Genomic DNA, 22464 nt, shown 5'->3' with positions numbered 1-22464 from the left:
GAGAGGGATGGAAGAACGGTCCACAGAATGAGTTTTAACCGGCTCTTCGGAGGGAACCGGACCTCGACTTTGGTCCAGGAGAGATAGAATAACCGAGCGCGGAATCGATGATTTTATACTATACTCTCTCAATTTGTACAATAAAGTGGCGTTAAATAGGGGATAAACTATCATCTTTTATACTTACTATTTTATAATAGTATAAACATAAAGTTGACTGGGGGATGAGGAAACTGAATCTATACATCAAGGAGAGCGGAAATAAGCAGGCAGCAAGGATGATCGTTTTTTTGCATGGCGGCGGTGTAAGCGGATGGATGTGGAGCAAGCAGATTGCCTTTTTTGAAAACAACTTCTGCCTGATACCTGACTTGCCCGGACATGGGCGCAGCCCCGGCAATCCGCCTTTTTCCATAAGCCGCACCGCGGAGCACCTTAACGAGGTCATTTCGACCAGAGCTGATGGACGGGAGGTTGTTGTCCTCGGCTTTTCACTAGGGGCGCAAATTCTCGTAGAGATGATATGTCAACGACCCGGCCTTATTGATTACGCCATCGTAAACAGCGCATTGCTGAGGCCAATGCCGGCAGCGCTTAAGCTGATTGAACCTTCAGTGCGAATAAGCTTCCCATTAACGAGATACAGATGGTTTTCCAGATGGCAGGCAAGCACGCTGTATGTGAATAAGGTTGACTTTGAGCAGTATTACGCGGAAACTCTGCAGATGAAGCGGGAGATGCTGGTTTCGGTGCTGAAGGAGAATATGTCCTATTCAATCTCTCCGCGGATTCAAGAATCAACAACGAAGCTATTGGTTACGGTTGGGGAGAAGGAGAGAGGCCGTGTTAAAAAGTCGGCTGAAGATCTCGTGCAGCTGAGCGAAAACGCTGACGGGATCATGTTTCCCGGTGTTGGGCACGGCATACCGCTTGCTGATCCGGCGCTGTTTAATCGGGTAGTGAACCATTGGCTTAACACCGGTACTATTCCGGAGGGTACCCCTCATTTATAGCGGAGACGGGCGGATCATAATCCTCCTTATAAATTGCTGTAGACTTTGCCCTTAGGGCAAGGTGTATAGTGATCTTGAACCAAGAGCGATAAACCAGAAAAGAGGTGAACCTTTGCTGTCGATTGGAGAATTCTCCAAAATATGCGAAGTATCTACAAAGACACTTCGATATTACGATGAAATCGGATTAATTCATCCGGATCAGATCAATCCGGAAAACGGTTACCGATATTATTCCATTAGTCAATTAAAGAAAATGCTCTATATTAACCGTTTGAAGTCTTATCATTTTTCGCTGGAAGAAATCAAGGAGATTCTGGACGAGGAAGCGGATCAATCCGAAGAGAAGCTTCGCTTCGCCCTTCATCGCAAGCGTAGGGATATTCAGGAGAAGTTAGACACGTATGAATATATCCTAAAACAAATGAACCAGGATATCTTGAATCTGGAGCAGGGCATACATCTGATGTCATATCTGGATCAAATCGAAGTGCAGCTTATTGAAACGAGTCCCATGAATATCCTTTACATGCGTCAGATGATGAGCAGTGATGACTATGCTTTAGGATACGGCGGGTATTACAGCAGATTGTACGAAAAGATTGCCAGGGAGCAGCTTACCTTGGTCGGAACACCCATGACGATATATCACAGTCCGGAATTCTATCCTGCAGGCAATGACACCGAGTTTGCCCTTCCGGTCAGGGAGGCTGTAAAGGGAACAAGAGAGTTGTGCGGGGGCCTTTGCGCGAGGTCTGTTTTAAAGGGGGCTTACTCCAATTTGACATCGGTATATGCCAAACTGAGGGAATGGGTAGAGGATGAAGGATATGCATTGACTCAATCCCCCTATGAAGTTTATGTAACCGACCCCTATCAAGCCTTGACTGCCGAAGAAATGGTTACCGAGGTATATTTCCCCGTGACCAAAAAATAAGAGATTTACATATACCATATAGCTTAAATAACAAATTCTGGGGGTGTCTATTATGAAAAGCTACTGGCCAACGACATTATGGCAAACTCTAGCCCCTGCGAAGGTAGGGATGGACGCTGACAAGCTTTCAGGGCTGGACTCATGGATCAAAACCGAATATCCCGATATTCATGGCATAGTCGTGGTTCGACACGGAGCTATCGTTTATGAAAAATATGATCATGGGTATGGACCGGAGGATCGGCACCATGTTGCATCGGTTACAAAGAGTATCATATCCGCACTCATTGGCATTGCTATAGACGCAGGCTATATACAACATGCAGATCAGAAGGTGCTGGATTTTTTCCCCGAATATGAACATAAGGCTCACGCTCAACAACAGGAAGTCACGATACGCCATCTGCTCACGATGACGGCACCTTATCCATTTGAGGATTGGCACGAACCGCTGGACAAACTGTGCATGCAGTCGGATTGGGTTCAATATGCGCTGGATATGCTGGGTGAAGGAGGAAATCTGGGGGCATTTAAGTATTCTACTGCAGGGGTGCATCTTCTCTCAGCTGTCATAACCCGCAGCACAGGAAAAAGTGCCCGCGCGTTTGCTAATGAACACTTGTTTAAACCGATCGGCATGAACGAAATTCCGGATTATGACATGAATTCTTTCGGATTTGATGATTTATTCGGAAAAGACGTCAGGGGATGGGTCAAAGATCCGGCCGGTAATTCTACTGGAGGATGGGGGCTTACGCTAACTCCTCGAGATATGGCTCGTTTCGGCTTTCTTTATCTGAACCGCGGCACATGGGACAATCAGCCCATTATATCGGGGGCATGGATTGACCAATCAACGGCGATGAATTCCAACCATTATGGATATCTATGGTGGCTGCGCGATGAGGACGGGGTATCTGCATACTCGGCAGTAGGCGATGGAGGCAATATCATTTGCTGCATTCCGAAGCAAGACTTGGTCGTAGCCATTGCATCAGGATTCACCGTCAATCCTCCGGATCGATGGACACTGATTAAAGAACGCATTGTCCCGGCGATCCTAAACTAAATAGATCATCGCAATCTTTATCTCGGCATCAGTTTCAATATGAGTACGATGTCAAGAGAACAAGAATATCTGCGCATCTGAGGCCGCCAAATTGGCGGCTTTTATGGTTGCTGCACACTCTTTCAGGCAAAAATCGCAATCGGTGGCCCTTCTTAGCCATTCTGATGTTACGCGTATTTTCATACATTGTATGGACAAGCGAAAACAGAAATAAGCAGAGGGTGGGGAGGAATCGTTGTGAAGCTGCATCAAATCCAAGTGACGGGCATGACTTGCACGGCTTGTGCAGCCCGGATCGAGAAAGTTCTTCGTAAGGTGCAAGGCATTCAATCTGTTCGTGTTAGCCTCGCCTTATCTCAGGCCACGATTCATTATGAACCGACGCAGATTGGTATAGAGAAGATCATGGAGAAAATCGAAAAACTTGGCTATGGAGCGACTGACAGGCTGTCGCATCCACAGGCCGGGATCGATGCGGAGACGGGAGCTTATCGCATCCGGTTTATTATTGCCGCTTGTTTATCCATGCCGCTTATATGGGCGATGATGGCTCATGTTGCCGATTGGCCAGCACAATGGATACCGAATTTGTTGATGGAACCCGTATTTCAATGGGTGCTCGCTACCTTGCTTCAGTTTGGCGTAGGGTATCCTTTCTATTACGGAGCTTACCAGGCATTGATCCATCGTACGGCAAACATGGATACTCTCGTTGCGTTAAGTACCTCGGTGGCTTACTTCTACAGCCACTATGTCATGTTTGAATCCCGGGACAGCTTCACGCATCCAACGCTTTATTTTGATACGATCGCGATGGTGATGACTGCGGTTCTGCTGGGTAAGTGGCTTGAGACCATGGCTAAAGGCAGAGCGTTGAAACAGCTTAGTGCCTTATATGAGCTTCAGGTTAAACGGGTTCGAGTCATACGCAGTCATGGGGAAGAATGGATTTCTGCGGATCAGGTGCAGATCGGAGACCGCATCCGGGTCAATCAGGGGGAATGGATTTCCATTGACGGATTTGTTCAGTCGGGATCGGCGGATGCCGATGAATCTATGCTGACTGGTGAAAGTACAGCGGTGGCCAAGGGCATGAAAGATCGAGTCTACGCTGGCACGCGTTGTCTGATTGGGAGTTTGGACATCGTGGTTGATAAGTATCATGACGAAACCCGCCTGTCTCAAATGATTGGGCTAATCGAGTCCGCGCAGCAGGGGAAACCGGCCATTCAGCGAACCGTAGATCGTATAGCGGCGATATTTGTTCCCTTGATGATCGGTTGTGCTGCGCTTACATATGCGGGGTGGCTCTGGTTTTCCCAATCTCCCGATGCATCCGAAACGGCCATGCGCCACGCGCTGTCTGTTTTACTGATCGCCTGTCCCTGTGCGCTTGGATTAGCTACGCCGGTATCCATCCTGATCGCAACCGGCTCGTCCGCCCAAAGAGGCGTTCTATTCAAAGACGGCCGTTCTCTGGAGAGTTTGCGCCGAACCGATGTCGTCCTGTTGGATAAGACCGGCACGTTGACGGAAGGAACGCCTCAACTTACGGCGATTCACACTGCGGACGGCACCAAAACGGCTTACACGCTATCCATGTCGGCTGCGCTGGCTTCCCGGTCCGCCCACCCGTTAGCACAAGCCATTGTACGAGCTGCCCAAGACAAACATTCCCCCATTTTGGAAGCCCAGAAATTTCAAGAGCGGGTGGGGAAAGGGATGGAAGGCTATGTCAAAGGAGAGCATGTATGCGTGGGAAATCGAAGATGGCTGCTGGAGCAGGGCATACAGCTGGAGAGTCCTCCAGATCACCCCGGCTATACAAGGATTTATGTCGCCGTGAACGGGAAGGGCATCGGATCGCTTGTATTGATTGACAAGCTTAGAAAAGACGCCCGGAAGATTGTGCAGGAGTTAAAGCGCAGAGCCGATGTGTGGATGGTAACCGGCGATGAGGAGCAAGCCGCCGTGGCGGTGGCTGCCGCGGCCGGGATCGATCAGATGCGTGCAGGCATGCTTCCTGAAGACAAGCTGGTGTTCATCCGCGAGCTTCAACATCAAGGGCGTTCCGTTGCGATGATTGGCGATGGCATAAACGATGCGGCTGCGCTAGCCGTGGCTGATGTCGGCATGGCGATGGGCGGGGGAGCGGACGCGGCTAAACAGGCCGGCGACATCGTATTGATCGGAAACAAGCTATTCAACATCATCGATGCGTATACGTGGAGCCGCCAAACGATGCGGAATGTACATCAGAATTTGCTGTTTGCTCTGTTATATAACGCCGTTACCGTACCATTGGCCGCATGCGGTTATTTGGATCCGCGCATCGCTTGCATCGGCATGGCGGCAAGCTCCGTGATTGTTGTTGCGAATGCGCTTAGATTGCAGCTGAAGGTGAAGAGACTGGATAAGAACCGCATAATAATGTGAAGACGGAGTCCCAACCCGTTGATATGCAGCCAAAGGTACGGATCTCGAGCCGAAATGTGGAAGAGACATAACAGATAATTGGCAGGGAACCATGTTGACTATACGGCTAACTGATCCTGAATAACCTCTCTATGAGGTGTAAACCGTCCACTCTTGCGATGCAATAAAAGATAGTAAGAGGAAAAAGCCGCAGTCCGGGGACTGCGGCTATTCCTCAAGGCAGGGGTGTTTGCCATCACACATCTGAGGCAGGAAGGATCACTACGCCAGCTCCAACACAACCATTTGATGATTATCCAAATATGGAACCGTGTAGTTGATCTCCTCTTGATTATTGAGTGTAAAAGGAAGTTCCTCCATCGAGGGAGCTAAATAGACCCGTTTAACCGAAGCCTGGGACGGGAGACGCAAGCCGACGGAAACATCCCGCAGCGGAACGATGTCTTCAATGACTTCAACACGCCCCTTCAACACAGGAGTGGCATACAGCAGGTGATTTATGTAGCGATTCTCGCCCTGCTGAAACTGAAGCGTCACAATGCCTCGTGCCGGCAAATCGCAGCTCAAGGAAGGCTGCGGCAGGAGCCGGGCGAGAGCATGCAATACCATCTCTTTCAGAATGAGATGTCCGTTGTCCGCGTAATCGCCGAACACATTCCAAGCGATATAGATACCGCTCACGCTTTCGATCATGCCGGGGCCGCTGTCCTCCCCCGCGCTTGGCGTGTGCTGATGCGAGCAGAACGTGAACACGTCCCGGTTAAAGTACGGATTCTCCCGGCTGCCAAGCGTACGGCCACCGTTTAGTTCAACCTGCTGTCCCTCGCCGTACATGACAAATGAAGCAGGGAGAAGGGGCCCTGGAGTAAAGTCCGGACGGAAATATGACGGACGGTAAGGGCTGGCGCCTCTCCAGTTCAGTCCAAGATCAAGGGCAAAGGCGCTGCCGTCCGGAACCAAACCTGAGCGACCCGTGGCCAGAAGCTTGCCGCCGCTTGCGGTAAAAGCGCGGATAGCTTCTCCCAATGCCGGCCATACCGGCACATCATCCGGCAAAATCAGCACTTTGTAGAGGCTGAAATCAGCACTGGCATCCACGATGTCGTACAGGTAATGTCCTTCGGTCAGGATGCGTACGGCTCCGGCATCCGCCAGATTGTTCCGGTCTTCCGACTTCCGTGCTTCGGGACAAGCCTCCCAAGCAGCCTCCAGCGACAAGACGGCGATATCCGCCACTGAAGATGTTTCGCTGCACCATGGCTCCTTCGCTTCCACCTCCGCATAGGCGGTGCCGATCAAGGCGTAGGTCGCTTCATCCATGAGGCCGGAAGGGTGAAGCTGATCGCCGATTGAGCACTTGGCGCCGTGGGCGAGACTGAGCGCCGTTTCGAAGCGCAGCGCGTTCGGATGCTTATAACCGCCGAATTCGCCCCAGGAGGTATGGAATTTGCCCGTCATGCCGAGATAGTCCATGCCAAGCGTCTGTGCATAGCGTGCGGACAGCGGGAAGTGATCGTAACCCCAGCCTCCGGTCGGCAGCGATTCCAGTTCCAGATGACTGTTGACTTGGGCAAGGTCGCGGCGGCCGCGACGCTGATGGCCGCTGTTATGGAAAACCGGAAGACCGGGCTTGATCTCGTCCACCGTTTCCCGAACGCGGCGGGCATAATTCAGGTAGGTTGCCTCGCCCAGGGCGGCAACGGCTGCTTCATCGCGAGGGTCTTGACCGGCTGATCGCAGCGCGGCCACGCAATGCTGACACCGGCATTTACGGGTCCCGACGATATCAAGGAAAATGCCGTCCGCATCATAGCTGGAAACTACCTCACGAATTTGCTCAATCAAGATGTCCAGGTAAGGCGTATTCAAGCAAAACTCGTGGTAGCCGGGGGTCATGAAATCTTTCACCCAGCGCGTACGATCTTCCGCATCGCGGATCAGCCATTCGGGATGGCGCCGCGCCAGCTTTTCGTCCAGCCCCGCGGATAAGTACACCGGCGTTTTGACGTCGATTTCGTGGGCGGCAGCAATCATCTCGCCCAGCAGATCGAATGAGAGATGCGGGTGCATTTCATTGGCTTCGCTCGGATGGTATGCCCAGCCGTGATGGCATTTTGAAAACACCGTAATGGAATCGACGTGCCCGGCACGCAGCATGTTCTGGAACTGGGATTTTGAAAAACGGCTTCCGATGTCGGCAATGGCCTCGGATGTATGGAAGTCGAGATGAACCTGACGATAACGCATGCGCAAACAGCCTCCTTAGTCGCTATATGTTAGCGGTTACTTGTGATCAAATGTACCTCTTTTTCATGCGGGCAACCAGTGATAATATAGACTTTAATTAGCACAAAATGAACTTGCGAAAAGGAGGGGATGGCCTTGCTGTGCTTAGAATTCGCCATACCGCCGCTGCCGCAGTCCGTAACGGCCGGACATGCCGTATGGAAGCCGGGAGACAGCCATTTCGCTCGTACCTTCGGCGTTTATGACCTGCTGCTGGTCACAAAAGGAACGCTCTACATGAGGGAGGAACAGACGGAGTATGTGGTAGGCCCGGGAAAGCTGCTGTTGCTGGAAGCGGGGCTGCGGCATGTCGGGCACCGAGCGTGCTTGGAGCATACGGAGATTTATTGGGTGCATTTCATCCATGAGCATCCGGCCGTGCACATCCTGCAGGAGGATATACCCTGGACAAGCCTGCTGTCCAAAGGCACGGTCGAAGACGTTGAGCCCTCATCGCAGCAGCGCATGTACTTGCCGAAGTTTGCATCCATTGAGGTGCAAACCGTGGAGCCGATGCTGCGCGGATTGAACGATACCCACAACGGACTGAACGGGGAGAATGCGCTCCAGCTCCATCTTTTGCTGACCGAGCTGTTTGCCGCGCTGCAGGCAGGCTGCGCTCGGACGTCCGAGCCGGAGCCTTCCGTCCGGCTGGCCCAAGCCGCCGCAGCCTATTTAAACGAACATTGGAGGGAGCCGTTTGAACGGGCCTCGCTTGAGGAAAAGCTCCACTTCCAGGCGAGTTATATCGCCAGATGCATGAAGAGGCATATCGGCAAAACGCCCCTGCAGTATGTACTGCACCTGCGCCTGGAGGAGGCCAAGAAACTGCTTGGCGGCACGGTGCTTGGCATTTCCGAGATCGCGGAACGCGTAGGAATCCGCGATTCCAACTACATGACGCGCCTGTTTACCGCCAAGCTTGGCATGCCGCCCGGCGCTTATCGGCAGATGCTTCGGCAGAAGAAGGAAGGTGGAGGGGATGCGTCACTTGGGCATCCCTCATAAGTAATAAGGCTGTGTACCCAGAGATACGGTGAGTGCGTATCCGTGCAGGGTAACCTTTCGAAAGTTTTTTGCGACATGGTACGTATTTTGTAAGCGGGGGATTGCGCCGGACGATTTTGTCATTTGGGGCGATTATTTCTTCCTTGAAGCGCAAATGCGTTTAAACAACGGGCGGCCCGGTTACTGGTATGAACCCGTGAGGTCAAAAATAATAGAATAATTTCATTTTTTCCCCAAAAAGTGAGAGGCCCTGTGACTTAAAAATAGACAGGGCCTCTCTATACCATGAGCCCTTACTGTTCAGGGCTTTTTTTTGTTCGTGCCTAGTGAAATGAGACAAGTCAGCCTTTCCGATGAACTCGGATAGGAAGCTGCGTCAACATTTGTCCTGCGGCAGAAGGACTCAGGTTATCTTCCAGTTTAAATTCAGGAACCGGTTCAATGCGCGGGAAGAAATCCATGAACCTGCTTATCGCAATATTTGCTTCCAGCCGTGCCAGCGGAGCGCCCAGGCAGAAGTGAGCGCCATTCCCAAAGGTTAAATGCTTTTTGTTATTGGCACGGTGGATGTTCAAGGTGAAGGGATCCTCAAATACCTCTTCATCCATATTGGCAGCACTCATCCAGGCGACGACGAGATCCCCTCGTTTCATATCCACGCCGAGAACATGATTGTCCTGTTTGACGGTTCGATCCATTTTTGCAATGTTAAACCGATAGCGGAGCATTTCCTCGACGGCATTGGGAAGAAGCTCGCGGTTAGCCTGAATTTCCCCGTAAATTTGGTTGTTGTCATATAAGAAGGAATAAAACGAATTGGCTAGCAGATGAGTCGTCGTTTCAATGCCTGCACCCAGGATAAACATCGTCGTTCTGACGATCTCATCGTCCGATAACCGATCCCCGGCCACCTCGGCTTGGATGAGGTCGGAGATGATATCGTCCGCGAGATTGGCTCTTTTTTGGACGATATGAGGATAGAGGTAGTTGTAATATTCCTTGGCTGCATGACGTTTCAGTTCTTGTACATCTTCCGAATGGTTTTTGGGCAAGGGAAGGAACAGTTGGTTTACCCATTCCTTGAATAATAACCGGTCTTCGGAAGGAACTCCGAGCAGATCCGCTATGACGATCGTCGGCAGCGCACTGGCATAATGTTGGACGATGTCAATGACATGGGCGTCTCCCATTTCCTGCAGAAGCTGGTCCGCAATCTCTTGAATGCGCGGTTCCCAGAGCTTCAAGCTGCGAGGGGTGAAAGCGGCCGATATCAAGGCACGGCTTTTTTGGTGTTCCGGCGGGTCTGATTGCAGGTTAATCTTGCTCATTTTCTGGCCTTCGTCATTATCGGCGCCAACGCTGATCATCGTCCGCGTTCTTACACTAGTGAAATATTCATGATCCTTAAGAACCCTCTGGACGTCATTATAACGGAAGACGTTCCAGCTTTGGGTCGCCTGATTATAAACGATGGGCTCATGCTGCAATTTGTGCTTGTACCACTCATAAGGATTGAATTCTTCGGTCGGTGAATGGAATTGCGTGATTTCCTCTAACGAGATGATCTCATGATTCATTACATTCCCTCCAATGCTAGTGTAATCTAACATATGTTAATTTAACATAATGTTATTATTGGTCATAGTTTCCAATGACCCATGTCCAAAGTTCTGTTTATATTCTTCCTTGTCGGATTTTGGTTGAACATATACGCTAGAGGAGTGCTGTTCAATCTGCAGCGGTTTTGTCAAATCCGTCGACGAAAGGCCTGAACGAACATGTATCTTGAACTTCTCATTCTGATCCAAATCGATAAATCCCCGAAACACGGGTATGAAATAAAAAAAGAAATCCAAAAGGATCTCGGTTATTTGATGGACGTCAATCACAACATGTTATACCCGACATTACGAAAATTTACGGATGAGGGATTTGTTCGTAAACATCGAAATGAGCAGGAAGGCAGACCGAATCAGTATGTGTATGAAATTACAGAAGCCGGGAGGGGAAAAATAGCAAATCTCATTAACCAATTCACCGAGAAAGATGCAAAACATCAAATCGAATTCATGGTCAGGGTGTCCCTGTTCGATCGTATTTCGAAGGAGGACCGAATGCGGATATTACATAGGAGAAAGAAGGACTTGGAGGAGCTGCTGGCCGATATCGAGAGAAGACGGAATGAAGGCGGGGACGAGTTGTTCCGTGACGAGGTTCTGCGGTATTCGGTCTCCCAGGTTCAAGGCGAACTGGCGTGGATCGATAGGCTGGTCGACAGTTTAACCTGATGGTTTAAGAATGGCTCGACCAGATCATTGATCAACGTAGCATCAAGCACGACGATGTTTTAGCGATAGGAATGATCAAGGGATTAAGATTTTTAGATATTGGCAAGTTAGAGCAAATGAAGAACATTACGAAATGATATAAAGGAGTATAGTGGAACATGGATCAGACATTGGAAACACTTTTGAACGATATGAACCAGGAGATCGACCAATGGATGGCTTTTATCAGCGATAAAATGCGGATCCCGACTGGACCATTGGCGTTTATGAGCGGGTTCTGAACGGGAACTGCTGATCTTTGCCGCTATCCTGATTCTGAAATACGAGCCCTCTTACAGCAGAAGCACTGGTTTAGCAATGTTGAATTGTGCTAAGGAACTGGGAAGCGAGCGTGCCGAACGATTGACTATGGAAGGAAGCGGGACCTTCGCCAAGGAAGACGTCTGTTTCCGTGACGAAATGGTGGAATGTACGGCCAACGATGTGTTTGCCGAGGTCTCCATAGCCATTAAGCAGGAAACGGGGGAGAGTTACGCTTGCGCGCTCCGGTTTCTGACACACCTACTCAGCTTGTGATTCCCGAAAAGCTGCCAAAAAACTGAAGTCCTCAGTCAAGCAGTGGCTGCCGATTAAAGATGAAACTAAAGATCCAATCGGACATGGAAACCGACGTAAACGTTAAACTGCTGCTCGACCAAGTCCGCGGCCTTCCGTGCTGTGCAATGTGGTATGCGGAAAAACGCGAATGCAAGAATTCGTTCGTATTATGAGAAAAAAAGAAAAGAGGGCAAGCCCTACAAGGTGGTCGTGATCGCTTGCGCCAACAAGCTGTTGCATCACATTTTTGCCATCTTGCAGAAGGGGCAGCCCTACCAAGCTTGAACCATATTTAACCAAAACCTCCATAGATGTGGAGGTTATTCGGGTTGGTCGGAAGAAGTATATTACGAAAAGAGAACTCATCCTACCTGAAATGCTTGACAAACATTAGCTGGTTTTTTTATTGATTTTAGGATTAGAAGTCATATCCAACCGCTTTTTTCACATAAAATGTACAAGCTTGGTATTTGTAGGCGGGAGTGAATGCGATTGAACGTGAATTTGTTGATTAGCTACATTATTCTGGGATTAACTTTGGCTGCTCCCATCGGGCCCGTAAACTCGGCCAGGCTTGATAAAGGCATTAAGAACGGCTTTTGGCATGCTTGGATAGTCGGAGCCGGTTCAATGCTGGCAGATGCAGCTTTTATGTTGCTCATTTATCTAGGTCTCGTTCAATTTCTTAATATTCCGATCGTTCAGATCTTTTTGTGGCTCTTTGGCGGATTCATATTAATTTACAGCGGGGTTGAAAGCATTACGAAAGTGAATAAATTGAAAATCAGTTCGGCGGCGAGAAAAAAGGATTCATTGTTCAGTTGTTTTTTACTTGGATTTTTCATGTCCATCACAAGTCCTTTGTCGATATTGTTTTGGCTGGGGATCTACGGCTCCATTCTGGCCAAGACCGCCTCATCCTACGGGACGAGCCATTTGCTGCTGTATAGCAGCATGATCTTTTTGGGCTTAACCCTCTGGGATCTATGCGTTGCCGGTTTAACGACAGGACTTCGTCGCTTTCTGAATGAGAAAATGCTGACTGCGATTTCGATCATCTCAGGAATATCACTGGTCGGTTTCGGTGTGTACTTTGGTATTCAGGGCGTTCTTGCTTTAACAGGATAACCAAGTGGTCATCTGCCCAATTATGTTCAATCTACATTGGACAAAGCGACAGTATTGGAATGTAAACATAAAATGTTCTCAGTCAATTAGGCAGAAGTTTACATTACAATACGTTGCGAAGGGGCGAAAAACGACTTGCTGAGATCTATCGTGATTCCTGAGCGTTACCAATCCAAGCTAAACAGGATGGAAACGGCTATCGCCATACAAAAAACCAAATCGTATTTCAAGACTGGACTTGAGAAGGCTCTCCGCTTAACCGAGGTCTCCTCACCCGTTATGGTAAAGGAAGGCACAGGTATTAACGACAATTTGAACGGCACGGAACGGACCGTATCTTTTGATGTGATGGATATGAAGGAAGGGCGGGTCGAAATTGTGCAGTCCCTTGCAAAGTGGAAGCGGTCGGCCCTTGCCCAATACGGCTTTAAGAGTGGGGAAGGTTTATACACCGATATGAAAGCCGTCAGGCGGGATGAAAGCATGGATAACCTGCATTCCATATACGTCGATCAGTGGGATTGGGAAAAAGTGATAAGCGAAGACATGCGTACGCTCGCCACCTTAGAACATGAAGTTGTAAGGATATATGATGTGATCAAGTCCGCGGAAGAGCACCTTTATGAACTCTATCCCTTCTTGGAGCCGATCCTCCCGGAGCGAATTTTTTTCATCACGACACAGGAGTTGGAAGATCGTTATCCTCATTTAACGCCAAAGGAAAGGGAAAATGAAATTGTCAGGATATATGGTGCCGTATTCATTATGCAGATTGGCGGAACGATGAAGTCCGGTCAAGTGCATGACGGCCGCTCGCCGGATTATGATGATTGGACGTTAAACGGGGATATTGTTTTGTGGTATCCGGTATTGAATGGTGCGGTGGAGATATCATCCATGGGGATCCGGGTTGATGCTCAATCGCTGTGTCAACAGCTTCTGGCAAGCAGCAGAATGGAACGTTTGAGCCTTGATTTTCACCAAGCCGTCGTAAAAGGAGAGCTGCCGCCAACCATCGGGGGAGGCATCGGACAATCGAGACTGTGCATGTTCCTTCTAAGAAAAGCCCATATCGGCGAAGTACAGGTGTCCGTATGGAATGAGAAAACCCTGAAAGAATGTGAAGAGGGGAACATCCCGCTCCTATAAGAAGCAAAAAGAAAGGATATCTTACAATGAAGGTATCCTTTCTTTATTCATTAGGGATGGTGTTGGTCTGCATCTTATTCCATATCTTAACCATGATTAGCGTCACGATCGCCACAAGCGCTGCCAGGATCAAACTGACAAAAAAACCGGGCCGAATGCTCTCCTCCATGATGGTTCCGGTTACGGCACCGAGCAGGAGGATGATGCCGAATCCACCCAGAATCACATCCCACATTCTGACCTTCAGAATTTTGTAAGCCGAAATGATAATGAACGACCAATTATACATCTGCAATATACCGGCAGCCGTTGTAATGTATTCGTATATTTTCCCGGGCAATAGGAGTGCCGTGACGATTGAAGCGGATAAACCGACCGCGGCAAGCAACAAGGAAGGGAGCGGCAGCTTTCTGAACTTTTCCAGCTTCTTCGTAAAAATACTCGGTGCATCGCCGTCCTTAGCCATCGTCACAAGCAAATTCACTACGGCAAACAACGAAGCACTCATCGTCGAGAATCCGGCCATAATGATCGCTCCATTGAACACATGGGGAAAGAAAGTTAGCGGGTAGCTGGATAGCGCTGTAACGAACGGGCTTTCCTTTTCACTCAAGAGTTTGTAGGAAACCATGAAAACAGCAAGCCCGATGGATATCATGTAAATCACGGTCAGTCCGATGAGCATGACTTTTCCCGACTTAGGAGCATCCTTTTTGTTTTTGAGCTGCATGGACATCAAACCAATGGTTTCGACACCCCCATAGGCATAGAAAGCATATAAGAGCGAGGACCAGAATGCGGGGAATCCGCCAGGGAACACTTGTCCAACCGAATCGGGAAATCCCGGTCTCGCATCGCTGCCCCCGCGAATCCAGCCCATAAGCGCCGCAGTTGAGAGAAGAATAAACATGAGAATCGCCGCTGTTTTTATGACGGCCAATACATTTTCCACCTTATCGAAGCCTTTCGTACCCAGCAGAACGACGGCAATCGATAGTACGGCATAGATGGCTGCGAATATCCATAGCGGAATATCAGGGAACCAAAACTTGGTCAAGATGGACAGAGCCGTCAGCTGACTTCCCATGATTAGAATTTTCGTGCTCCAGTAATTCCATGCGCTTCCGAAACGTGCCCACCGCCCAAACGCTTTTCCCGCATAATAACAAAAGGATCCCTCTTGAGGATCCGCCGTCGTCATTTTGGCCAAAAAATGAAAGACGATATAGGTTCCTATAGCAGCGACTAGAAATGATAAAACCATGGAAGGCCCCGTCAGCTTAATGCCAATGCCGGAACCTAGAAAATACCCCGTACCAATCGTACAACCGATGCCAAGCAGAGAGAGCTGCCACCACTTTAAGCTGCCTTTGCCGCTCTTTTGATCCGATGATGCGGAATCGTTCGGTCCTGCACACCCAGGTGAATCCATAGCCATACCTCCTCTATGGTTAAGCTGTTCATATATCGAGCGGAATATGCATCTTGGCTACGTTCACCAAATCGCCCGTATAATCTGCACAAAAGAATCCACAATAGAGAAGGGCATACAAAACTTTAGGAGGTACGAGAATGCAATTCGAACAACCACAAAATCATCAAAACATGGAGACCGGTATGATTCCTCCACAATTGAACCACGGCGGTCATGAGATGTTTGATGTCCACGAAGTATTGGCAGGGGCTATCAATACGATGAACACGTATACCATGCTGAGCGGACATGTGCAGGACCCGGAGCTTCGGGATATTCTGCAGCGCCAGAAGCAATTTATGGCTGATGAGTATAACATCACGTTAGAGTGTTTTAAATCAGGTCAAGATCCTTCAAAGCCGACGCAAAGCTATAAAATGAAGCAAGGCAACGACTTTATTTACGGCATGAAACCAGGCCAGCCGAAAAAACCGATGCAGTCCACAGCCGAGATCAACGATGAAACCATCGCGCTCAGCATGTTGAATGCAGTGAAATCGGGTGCTACGATGAAAACGAATGCAGCCATGGAATCTACGAATCCGGTCGTACGCCGCGTGCTTGCCGATTCCCTTCCTAACTGCATCGAAATGGCTTATGAAATTTCGCTATATCAGAATAAGCATGGATACTACCAAGTACCGCAGCTGCCTCAACAAGATATGCAGTTCATGCAGAATAGCTACGGCACAGCCCCAATGCCTGGCCATATGCCCCCTCATTAATAACCAAGCGCTTTGTCCGTATGGACAGGGCGCTTTTTTTAATTCTTCTAAAAGGAACAACGATACATAACATCAGCGACTGGATATTAATTGAGAATGATTATCACCTAGATTATAATAGGATAAAACAATGTTACAGTCTGAAGGGGTGGCCGTCAGCATGGAAGAAACGCAATATTCGCTGTTTGGAGCACACTATATCAAGCTTGGTCATACCGAAGAGGCTGCCGGCGGATTCATGGAAACACATACCATGTTATTGGTAAGTAAAGGCTCAGGTGATTTGTATTTGAATGGAGTTAGGCATCGATTGAAAGCGAAGGCGATTTGTTATTGTCCGCCGGGGACGATTGCCGACATACGCCGGACGCCAAACTCGTCGGTTCCCCTCGAGCTTTATGAATTGCAATACGATGTATGGGAGATCAAGGAGCGGACAATAAGCCGAATCGCATACGGCAAGCGAATCTCTGCACTGATGGACACCGGCAAGCTTCCCGTCACCGCTACGCACGAGGCACTTGTTCTGGTTCAAGAACTATACCAATTCAAGCAATTACCCGGAGTCAGCAGCGAGAGACTTGCAACAAACCTTCGAATAGATGCGGTATTTAAACAACTGTTGGGTACGCTGCTGCAGTCAACCGACGATGAGGAGCGGGAAGAGGATTGGCTGGAGCGGATGAGACTTGCGGTGGATTATCTGGAAAAGCATTTTGCAGAGGCGATAACGCGTAACGGCATGGCCAAAAGGGTAGGACTAACGCCGGAACACTTCTCCGTATCGTTCAAAAGAGCAACGGGATCCGGCTTCACGGAGTATCTGACGCGGCTTCGCCTAGAGAAAGCTAGGGAGGAATTGCTTAGCGGCGACGATCGTAATCTCGATCGAATCGCGCGGGAAATCGGCTACCAGGACGGTTTATATTTAAGCCGGAAATTCAAGCAGTATTTCGGTTACTCTCCTCGCGATTATATTCAGCGTCCGAAGCGTATTGTGGCCTTGCAATACGTGGGCCATTTGCTGGCGCTTGGACTTACGCCCGCAGGAACCTCGACCAATCTGCTGCGTGCCCGTCCCTATGTCGGGAAGCTGGGGAATGCAGCGGACGTAGGAGATGCTCGATCGCTTCAGACGATATCATCGTTGCAGCCCGATCTGATCGTCACGTCCGGACCGAACAGCGAGCCCTTATCCCAGCTTGCTCCAACCATTTCACTTCCTTGGGGACAGGAAGACCCGCTCGATGAACTGCATCGGTTAGGCAGAGCACTCAATCGTGAACGCGAAGCGATGGACTGGATTGATGGATTTCGAGCGAAGGAGGAGCAAGCTGCTGCTCAAGTAGCTAAACTGATCGGTTCACATGCTACGGCTGCCGTGTTTGAGTTTTGGGCGGATCGGCTATGGGCGGTTAATGTGGCGTATGGCAGAGGCCTGCGGAATTTATATCAGACGTTCTCGTTTCGGCCACCAGGACCGCTTGCAGAACACGTATTAGGTGAGGGAGTCGGCTTGGAGCTAACGCCGGACATGCTGGCAGCATATGCCGCAGACTATATGTTTGTAACCATCTGGGAAGGTGGTGGAGGTGCAGGATATGCAGAACGTGTCATGAGCAGCAAGGAATGGAGAACTTTGCCTGCCGTCCGAAACGGGAATGTATTCTTTCTCGATCTGGAGCTTTTTAAATATAATGACCCGCTCGCTTTGGAGCAGCAATTGTCCATACTTACCGACCTTCTAACAAATGTCCATAGAACCGCTTACGGAACGCAATAGACTCGTTCAACCCTTGCCGTTATCATAATAATAATGATAATCATTATCAATGCGATGGAGGGTTCAAAGATGTGGTTGCTTAAAGGATTGATGTTGTCTCTGATCGGAAGTATGATCATTGTGCTGGGTGCTTGCGGAGACACACAGCAGAAAAGGGAAGTTGTTAAAACCGACGGCGACCCGCAAACAGGGACAACACGTAAATATGAAACGGTCATGGGCGAGATCGAGATTCCGAAGGATCCGAAGCGAATTGTCGCGACGCAGTATCTCGGCCATCTGCTAACCTTGGGCGTTAAGCCAGTCGGCGCCGGTACGGCCAGCCTGAATCAATATTTTTTGCAGGATCTGACCGATGGCATCGAGGATATCGGTGACGATCAGGCGGCGCTTGAGAAAATCATATCCCTTGATCCCGATCTCATTATTAGACCTTCCGATAAGAACTATGAGCAATTCGCCAAAATCGCGCCGACGATTGTTATTCCTTGGGGAGCAAAAGATCTGTATGCCGAGCTGCGTGAATTCGGAGAATTCCTCGGGAAATCGGAGGAAGCAGAGGAAGCGATTCGGCATTATGAGGAGAAGCTTGCAGAGGCCAAGGCGAAGCTGGACGGAGTCGTGAAGGAAGGAGAAACGGTTGGCGTCTATGAGATTTGGGCGAAAAATTTCTGGGTTGTAGGTGAGAGCTTTGGGCGCGGTACCCGCAATCTGTATTCGGGTCTCGGCTATCAGCCGCCAGAAGCCGTCAAAGAGCAGATCGTAAACGGAGGGGCCGGTCTGGACATTTCCCTGGAATCGTTGCCGAAGATGGCCGCGGATTATATGTTCGTGACGGTCTACGATGCGGACGGAGGCGGGGATCGTGCCAAGGAGATTTTGGAGAGTGCCATCTGGAAGTCCCTTCCGGCCTACAAAAACAAGCGCATTTATATATTGGATATCAATCAGTTCTCGGCAGGCGATCTCATCTCGCTGGAGAAACAATTGGAGATTCAGACGAAGCTGCTGCTTGGCAGCGGGAAGTAGCTGCATAGCGACAAATTGTCAATTTGATATTCATACTTATTCTTTTGCGAAAGGTTGTCGAAACACCGGCCAGATGCAGTCGATAAAGTTTCGGAGATCAAGGGATGCAGATAGGCTTAAGAAGTCGCGATTTTCGCGGCTTTTTTTAGTGGTGAATAAGGACTTAATTCAATAGCATAATCCTAAGTTTATACTTGGTTTCTTGGAGTTTGGGAATTGTGGAGGATCTTCTCACTTTGTTAACAACTTTAAATCGTTTATAATGATTAGATAATAGTAGGTATTTTAATCTATCAATATTTATAATAGACTATAATATGGTGATAATTGACACAGAAAAGGTGTGTTTTCAGAGGACGCCTTGCTTTTTAATGACGTTTTTAGCAGGGATGTCTATTCTTTTTTCAAATATATGGGATAAGGAAGGTTTATAATGAGCAACATGGAGAAAAAAACAGACGTAATCTTAATCGGTGCCGGCGTCATGAGCGCAACATTGGGAGCCTTACTGAAAGAGTTAGTACCTGAGTGGGAGATCAAAGTGTTTGAGAAACTCGCAAGCGCGGGAGAAGAAAGCTCCAATGAATGGAATAATGCGGGGACCGGCCATTCCGCATTGTGCGAGCTTAACTATACGTCCGAAAAACCTGACGGATCTATAGACATCAGCAAAGCGATCAATATTAACGAGCAGTTTCAGGTTTCAAGACAGTTCTGGTCTTACCTGGTAAGCAGCAATCTGATTCGAAATCCGCAGGACTTTATCATGCCTATTCCGCATATGAGTTTAGTGCAAGGCGAAAAAGACGTGGCTTTTTTGAAAAAACGTTTTGAAGCGCTGTCAAACAACCCGCTCTTTCAAGGAATGGAATATTCCGAGGATCCGGATCAGCTGAAGGAATGGATTCCGCTTATTATGGAAGGGCGTACATCGAATGAGCCGTTAGCGGCAACCAAAATCGACTCCGGGACGGACATTAACTTTGGCGCTTTAACGCGCATGCTGTTTGACCACTTGAAGAGCAAAGACGTCGAAATGAACTACAAGCATTGCGTCAAGGATATTAAACGTACACCAGATGGTTCGTGGAAAGTGAAAGTCCATGATATCGAGCACGGGAAAACCGAATATCATACGGCCAAGTTCATCTTTATCGGCGGCGGGGGCGGAAGTCTGCATTTATTGCAAAAAACCGGTATCCCCGAGTCCAAACATATTGGAGGATTCCCGGTAAGCGGACTATTCATGGTCTGCAAGAACCCGGAAGTGGTAGCGCAGCATCATGCCAAAGTATACGGAAAAGCCAAGGTCGGCGCTCCACCGATGTCGGTTCCCCACTTGGACACAAGATATATTGACAACCAGAAGGCATTGCTCTTCGGTCCGTTTGCCGGCTTCTCGCCGAAGTTCTTAAAAACGGGGTCGAATTTTGATTTGATCACATCCGTCAAACCGAACAATCTGTTCACCATGCTGGCGGCTGGCGTAAAAGAAATGGCACTGACCCGATACCTGATCCAGCAAGTGGTGCTATCGAATGAAAAACGCATGGAAGAATTACGCGAGTTTATTCCGAACGCCAAAAGCGAGGATTGGGAAATCGTCGTGGCGGGCCAACGTGTACAGGTGATTAAGGATACACCGAAGGGTAAAGGAACGCTTCAATTTGGTACCGAAGTGGTTAGTGCCTCGGATGGCTCGGTCGCTGCCTTGCTCGGTGCTTCCCCAGGCGCTTCGACAGCTGTTCACGTTATGCTCGAGGTGTTAGAGAAGTGCTTCCCGCAGCACATGGAAGAATGGGAGCCGAAAATTAAGGAAATGATTCCTTCATACGGCATGTCTCTTGCGAAAAACCCGGCCTTATTCGAGGAAATTCAAGAATCAACTGCGCAAGCGCTAGGCCTAAGCTTAAAAGTACTGGTGCATAGTTAATACTAGACAGGTAGAAAGCGGCATTTAAAAGATAGATCGCACAGTTACTGGGCAACGCATAAATAAGCATCATCCCCTATACGTATCGGCCATATGGCCAAAAGTCGAAGCGGTTCATTCATTGAACCGCTTTTTTACGTTTTTTAACAGACAAACATCACAGATAACAATATTTCGGATAATATTGAAAGTTTGCAGGATATTATGTACGGACCAAGCCTCTTATAATGAAATCAAGAAATGATACCACTTACATAACGATCATAGGAGGCTTACCCATGAAAATTACCCGGCATCCGGAGAATCCGATCGTAGTGCCTGGACTTTACGATTGGAGAAAGGTGACGGTATTCAATCCGGCCGTCATTATCGATAACGGAAAATTTTATATGATAGAACGGACGGCAGGCTCCCTGACGCCCTGCAAAAACTACCTGGGTCTCCTGGAGAGTGCGGACGGCGTACATTTCACTCATGTGCTGGACGAACCCGTCGTAACGCCGGACCAGCTGGGATTCCCCTACGGCAGCATCCAGGATCCGCGGATCGTCAAGATCGACGATACCTTTTATTTGAACTACGCCTTACGGCCGTGTGCCATGAACTATTACCCGACGGGAGCCGGCATCCCCGAACGCTCGATTCCCGAGTATCCGGACGGCTGGGGCGAAGAGGAAGGCCACTGGCTGACGCGCTCCGGGATACTGACTTCCAAGGATCTCATTCACTGGGAGTACCTGTGCGATACAACGCCGCTGGATATCAATGATCGCGACAACATTCTGTTCCCGGAGAAAATCAACGGCAAGTATGTGCTGCTTCGCAGACCGGAAGAATACGTAGGGGAGGAATACGGCACCGAAAAAGCAGCCATGTGGATCAGCTACTCCGAAGACATGATGCATTGGGACGAGCCCAAGCTGCTGGCAAAGGCCGAGAACACTGATTGGGAGTTTAAAAAAATCGGCGGCTCAACGCCTCCGGTCCGGACAGACAAAGGATGGCTGGTGCTCTACCACGGCGTGGACCAAGATACGGTGTATCGCGTAGGGGCCTTGCTGTTGGATTTGGAAAATCCGGAAAAAATCATCGCCAGAACCCGCCGCTTCATTATGGAGCCGGAGACGTATTATGAGAAGTTCGGCTATCAGATTCCGAATGTCGTATTCCCGACAGGCAATGTGGTCAAGGACGGGCTCCTCTATATTTATTATGGCGTGACGGATACGGCGATTGCGCTCGCTACGGTTCCTCTGGATGAGTTGGTAGATTATATTTTGAACGAACCGCAATAACGAGAGGAGTGAGGGCGTGGCAGAGCATGAGTTTCTCTGTTGCGCTTCCTCTAGAATCTTATTTGTAAGCGATACCATTGATTTGAAATTTTGTGAAGTTTATGTCACTAAAATTGACGTTAGAAATGTAAATATGCCTATTATCAAGTTTCAGTTAATTAAAATGACTTAAAAAAATTAGATGAAATCGTTTTTTAATGGATATTGGGATCGATAGCCCGATTGTATAATTAATATTATCTTATATTGTTAAATATAAGAACATAATATGTAATATATAAAGAGAGGGGTATGTCAAATGAAAACGTCTAAGA

General features: G+C 48.8%; 18 protein-coding genes and 2 pseudogenes. 17 read left to right on the top strand and 3 right to left on the bottom strand.

Annotation, left to right across the window (positions count from 1 at the left end; translation table 11 throughout):
- The first annotated feature begins 278 nt into the window (after nt 1-278).
- The 4 genes from DP091_RS22835 to DP091_RS22820 all read left to right on the top strand — a co-directional run bounded on the left by DP091_RS22835 (nt 279) and on the right by DP091_RS22820 (nt 5455).
- On the top strand, nt 279-1013 hold the full coding sequence (locus DP091_RS22835; protein WP_258394659.1) for an alpha/beta fold hydrolase: 735 nt from the start codon (nt 279-281) through the stop codon (nt 1011-1013).
- Nucleotides 1014-1125: 112 nt separating this feature from the next.
- Nucleotides 1126-1950 carry a MerR family transcriptional regulator gene (locus DP091_RS22830; RefSeq protein WP_113060414.1) on the top strand — a complete coding sequence of 275 codons (825 nt, stop codon included), beginning with the start codon at nt 1126-1128 and terminating at the stop codon, nt 1948-1950.
- Nucleotides 1951-1999: 49 nt separating this feature from the next.
- The gene (locus DP091_RS22825) at nt 2000-3019 is read left to right on the top strand and encodes a serine hydrolase domain-containing protein (protein WP_113060461.1); all 1020 of its coding nucleotides are present in this window, start codon (nt 2000-2002) and stop codon (nt 3017-3019) included.
- 237 nt (nt 3020-3256) lie between these two features.
- On the top strand, nt 3257-5455 hold the full coding sequence (locus DP091_RS22820; protein ID WP_113060413.1) for a heavy metal translocating P-type ATPase: 2199 nt from the start codon (nt 3257-3259) through the stop codon (nt 5453-5455).
- A 261-nt stretch (nt 5456-5716) separates the two neighbouring features.
- On the opposite strand, the gene DP091_RS22815 is transcribed toward DP091_RS22820, so the two are convergent.
- Nucleotides 5717-7702: an alpha-amylase family protein gene (locus DP091_RS22815; RefSeq protein WP_113060412.1), complete on the bottom strand. Its 1986-nt coding sequence runs from the start codon at nt 7700-7702 to the stop codon at nt 5717-5719.
- Between the two features lie 135 nt (nt 7703-7837).
- On the opposite strand from DP091_RS22815, the gene DP091_RS22810 reads away from it, so the two are divergent.
- Nucleotides 7838-8749 carry a helix-turn-helix transcriptional regulator gene (locus DP091_RS22810; protein ID WP_113060411.1) on the top strand — a complete coding sequence of 304 codons (912 nt, stop codon included), beginning with the start codon at nt 7838-7840 and terminating at the stop codon, nt 8747-8749.
- A gap of 59 nt (nt 8750-8808) precedes the next feature.
- Nucleotides 8809-8969 (top strand): annotated as a pseudogene (locus tag DP091_RS32020) (glycoside hydrolase family 88 protein); the annotation flags it as partial.
- 121 nt (nt 8970-9090) lie between these two features.
- On the opposite strand, the gene DP091_RS22800 reads toward DP091_RS32020, so the two are convergent.
- The gene (locus tag DP091_RS22800) at nt 9091-10326 is read right to left on the bottom strand and encodes a cytochrome P450 (RefSeq protein ID WP_113060410.1); all 1236 of its coding nucleotides are present in this window, start codon (nt 10324-10326) and stop codon (nt 9091-9093) included.
- Between the two features lie 201 nt (nt 10327-10527).
- Between DP091_RS22800 and DP091_RS22795 the strand changes: the two genes are divergently transcribed.
- The 6 genes and pseudogenes from DP091_RS22795 to asnA all read left to right on the top strand — a co-directional run bounded on the left by DP091_RS22795 (nt 10528) and on the right by asnA (nt 13911).
- Nucleotides 10528-11037: a PadR family transcriptional regulator gene (locus DP091_RS22795; protein ID WP_113060409.1), complete on the top strand. Its 510-nt coding sequence runs from the start codon at nt 10528-10530 to the stop codon at nt 11035-11037.
- Nucleotides 11038-11195: 158 nt separating this feature from the next.
- Nucleotides 11196-11318, top strand: coding sequence for a hypothetical protein (locus DP091_RS32015; protein WP_258394658.1), 123 nt, complete (start codon nt 11196-11198; stop codon nt 11316-11318).
- Nucleotides 11319-11325: 7 nt separating this feature from the next.
- A complete protein-coding gene (locus tag DP091_RS22790) occupies nt 11326-11613 on the top strand; it encodes a DUF6138 family protein (RefSeq protein WP_306438130.1) in 288 nt (95 codons plus the stop codon).
- Nucleotides 11614-11745: 132 nt separating this feature from the next.
- Nucleotides 11746-11919 (top strand): annotated as a pseudogene (locus tag DP091_RS32480) (IS110 family RNA-guided transposase); the annotation flags it as partial.
- 207 nt (nt 11920-12126) lie between these two features.
- Nucleotides 12127-12762 carry a LysE family transporter gene (locus DP091_RS22780; RefSeq protein ID WP_113060460.1) on the top strand — a complete coding sequence of 212 codons (636 nt, stop codon included), beginning with the start codon at nt 12127-12129 and terminating at the stop codon, nt 12760-12762.
- Between the two features lie 186 nt (nt 12763-12948).
- Nucleotides 12949-13911 (top strand): aspartate--ammonia ligase, encoded by a 963-nt coding sequence (gene asnA / locus DP091_RS22775; protein WP_220091183.1) that lies wholly within the window; start codon nt 12949-12951, stop codon nt 13909-13911.
- Nucleotides 13912-13954: 43 nt separating this feature from the next.
- Here asnA and DP091_RS22770 read toward each other — a convergent pair whose 3' ends face one another.
- Nucleotides 13955-15343: an amino acid permease gene (locus DP091_RS22770; RefSeq protein WP_113060408.1), complete on the bottom strand. Its 1389-nt coding sequence runs from the start codon at nt 15341-15343 to the stop codon at nt 13955-13957.
- Between the two features lie 140 nt (nt 15344-15483).
- Between DP091_RS22770 and DP091_RS22765 the strand changes: the two genes are divergently transcribed.
- The 5 genes from DP091_RS22765 (at nt 15484) to DP091_RS22745 (ending at nt 22150) form a co-directional block, all read left to right on the top strand.
- Nucleotides 15484-16110, top strand: a complete 627-nt coding sequence (locus tag DP091_RS22765; RefSeq protein WP_113060407.1) for a spore coat protein — start codon at nt 15484-15486, stop codon at nt 16108-16110.
- A 160-nt stretch (nt 16111-16270) separates the two neighbouring features.
- The gene (locus tag DP091_RS22760; protein ID WP_113060406.1) at nt 16271-17893 is read left to right on the top strand and encodes a helix-turn-helix domain-containing protein; all 1623 of its coding nucleotides are present in this window, start codon (nt 16271-16273) and stop codon (nt 17891-17893) included.
- Nucleotides 17894-17962: 69 nt separating this feature from the next.
- Complete coding sequence (locus tag DP091_RS22755) at nt 17963-18922, top strand: ABC transporter substrate-binding protein (protein ID WP_113060405.1); 960 nt, start codon at nt 17963-17965, stop codon at nt 18920-18922.
- Nucleotides 18923-19355: 433 nt separating this feature from the next.
- Nucleotides 19356-20855, top strand: a complete 1500-nt coding sequence (locus DP091_RS22750) for a malate:quinone oxidoreductase (RefSeq protein ID WP_113060404.1) — start codon at nt 19356-19358, stop codon at nt 20853-20855.
- 278 nt (nt 20856-21133) lie between these two features.
- The gene (locus tag DP091_RS22745; protein ID WP_113060403.1) at nt 21134-22150 is read left to right on the top strand and encodes a glycoside hydrolase family 130 protein; all 1017 of its coding nucleotides are present in this window, start codon (nt 21134-21136) and stop codon (nt 22148-22150) included.
- The last annotated feature ends 314 nt before the right edge of the window (nt 22151-22464 follow it).

The organism is Paenibacillus sp. MDMC362 (assembly GCF_003269305.1).
Classification (GTDB): Bacteria; Bacillota; Bacilli; order Paenibacillales; family Paenibacillaceae; genus Paenibacillus_AQ.
This window is presented reverse-complemented; position numbering and strand designations above follow the sequence as displayed.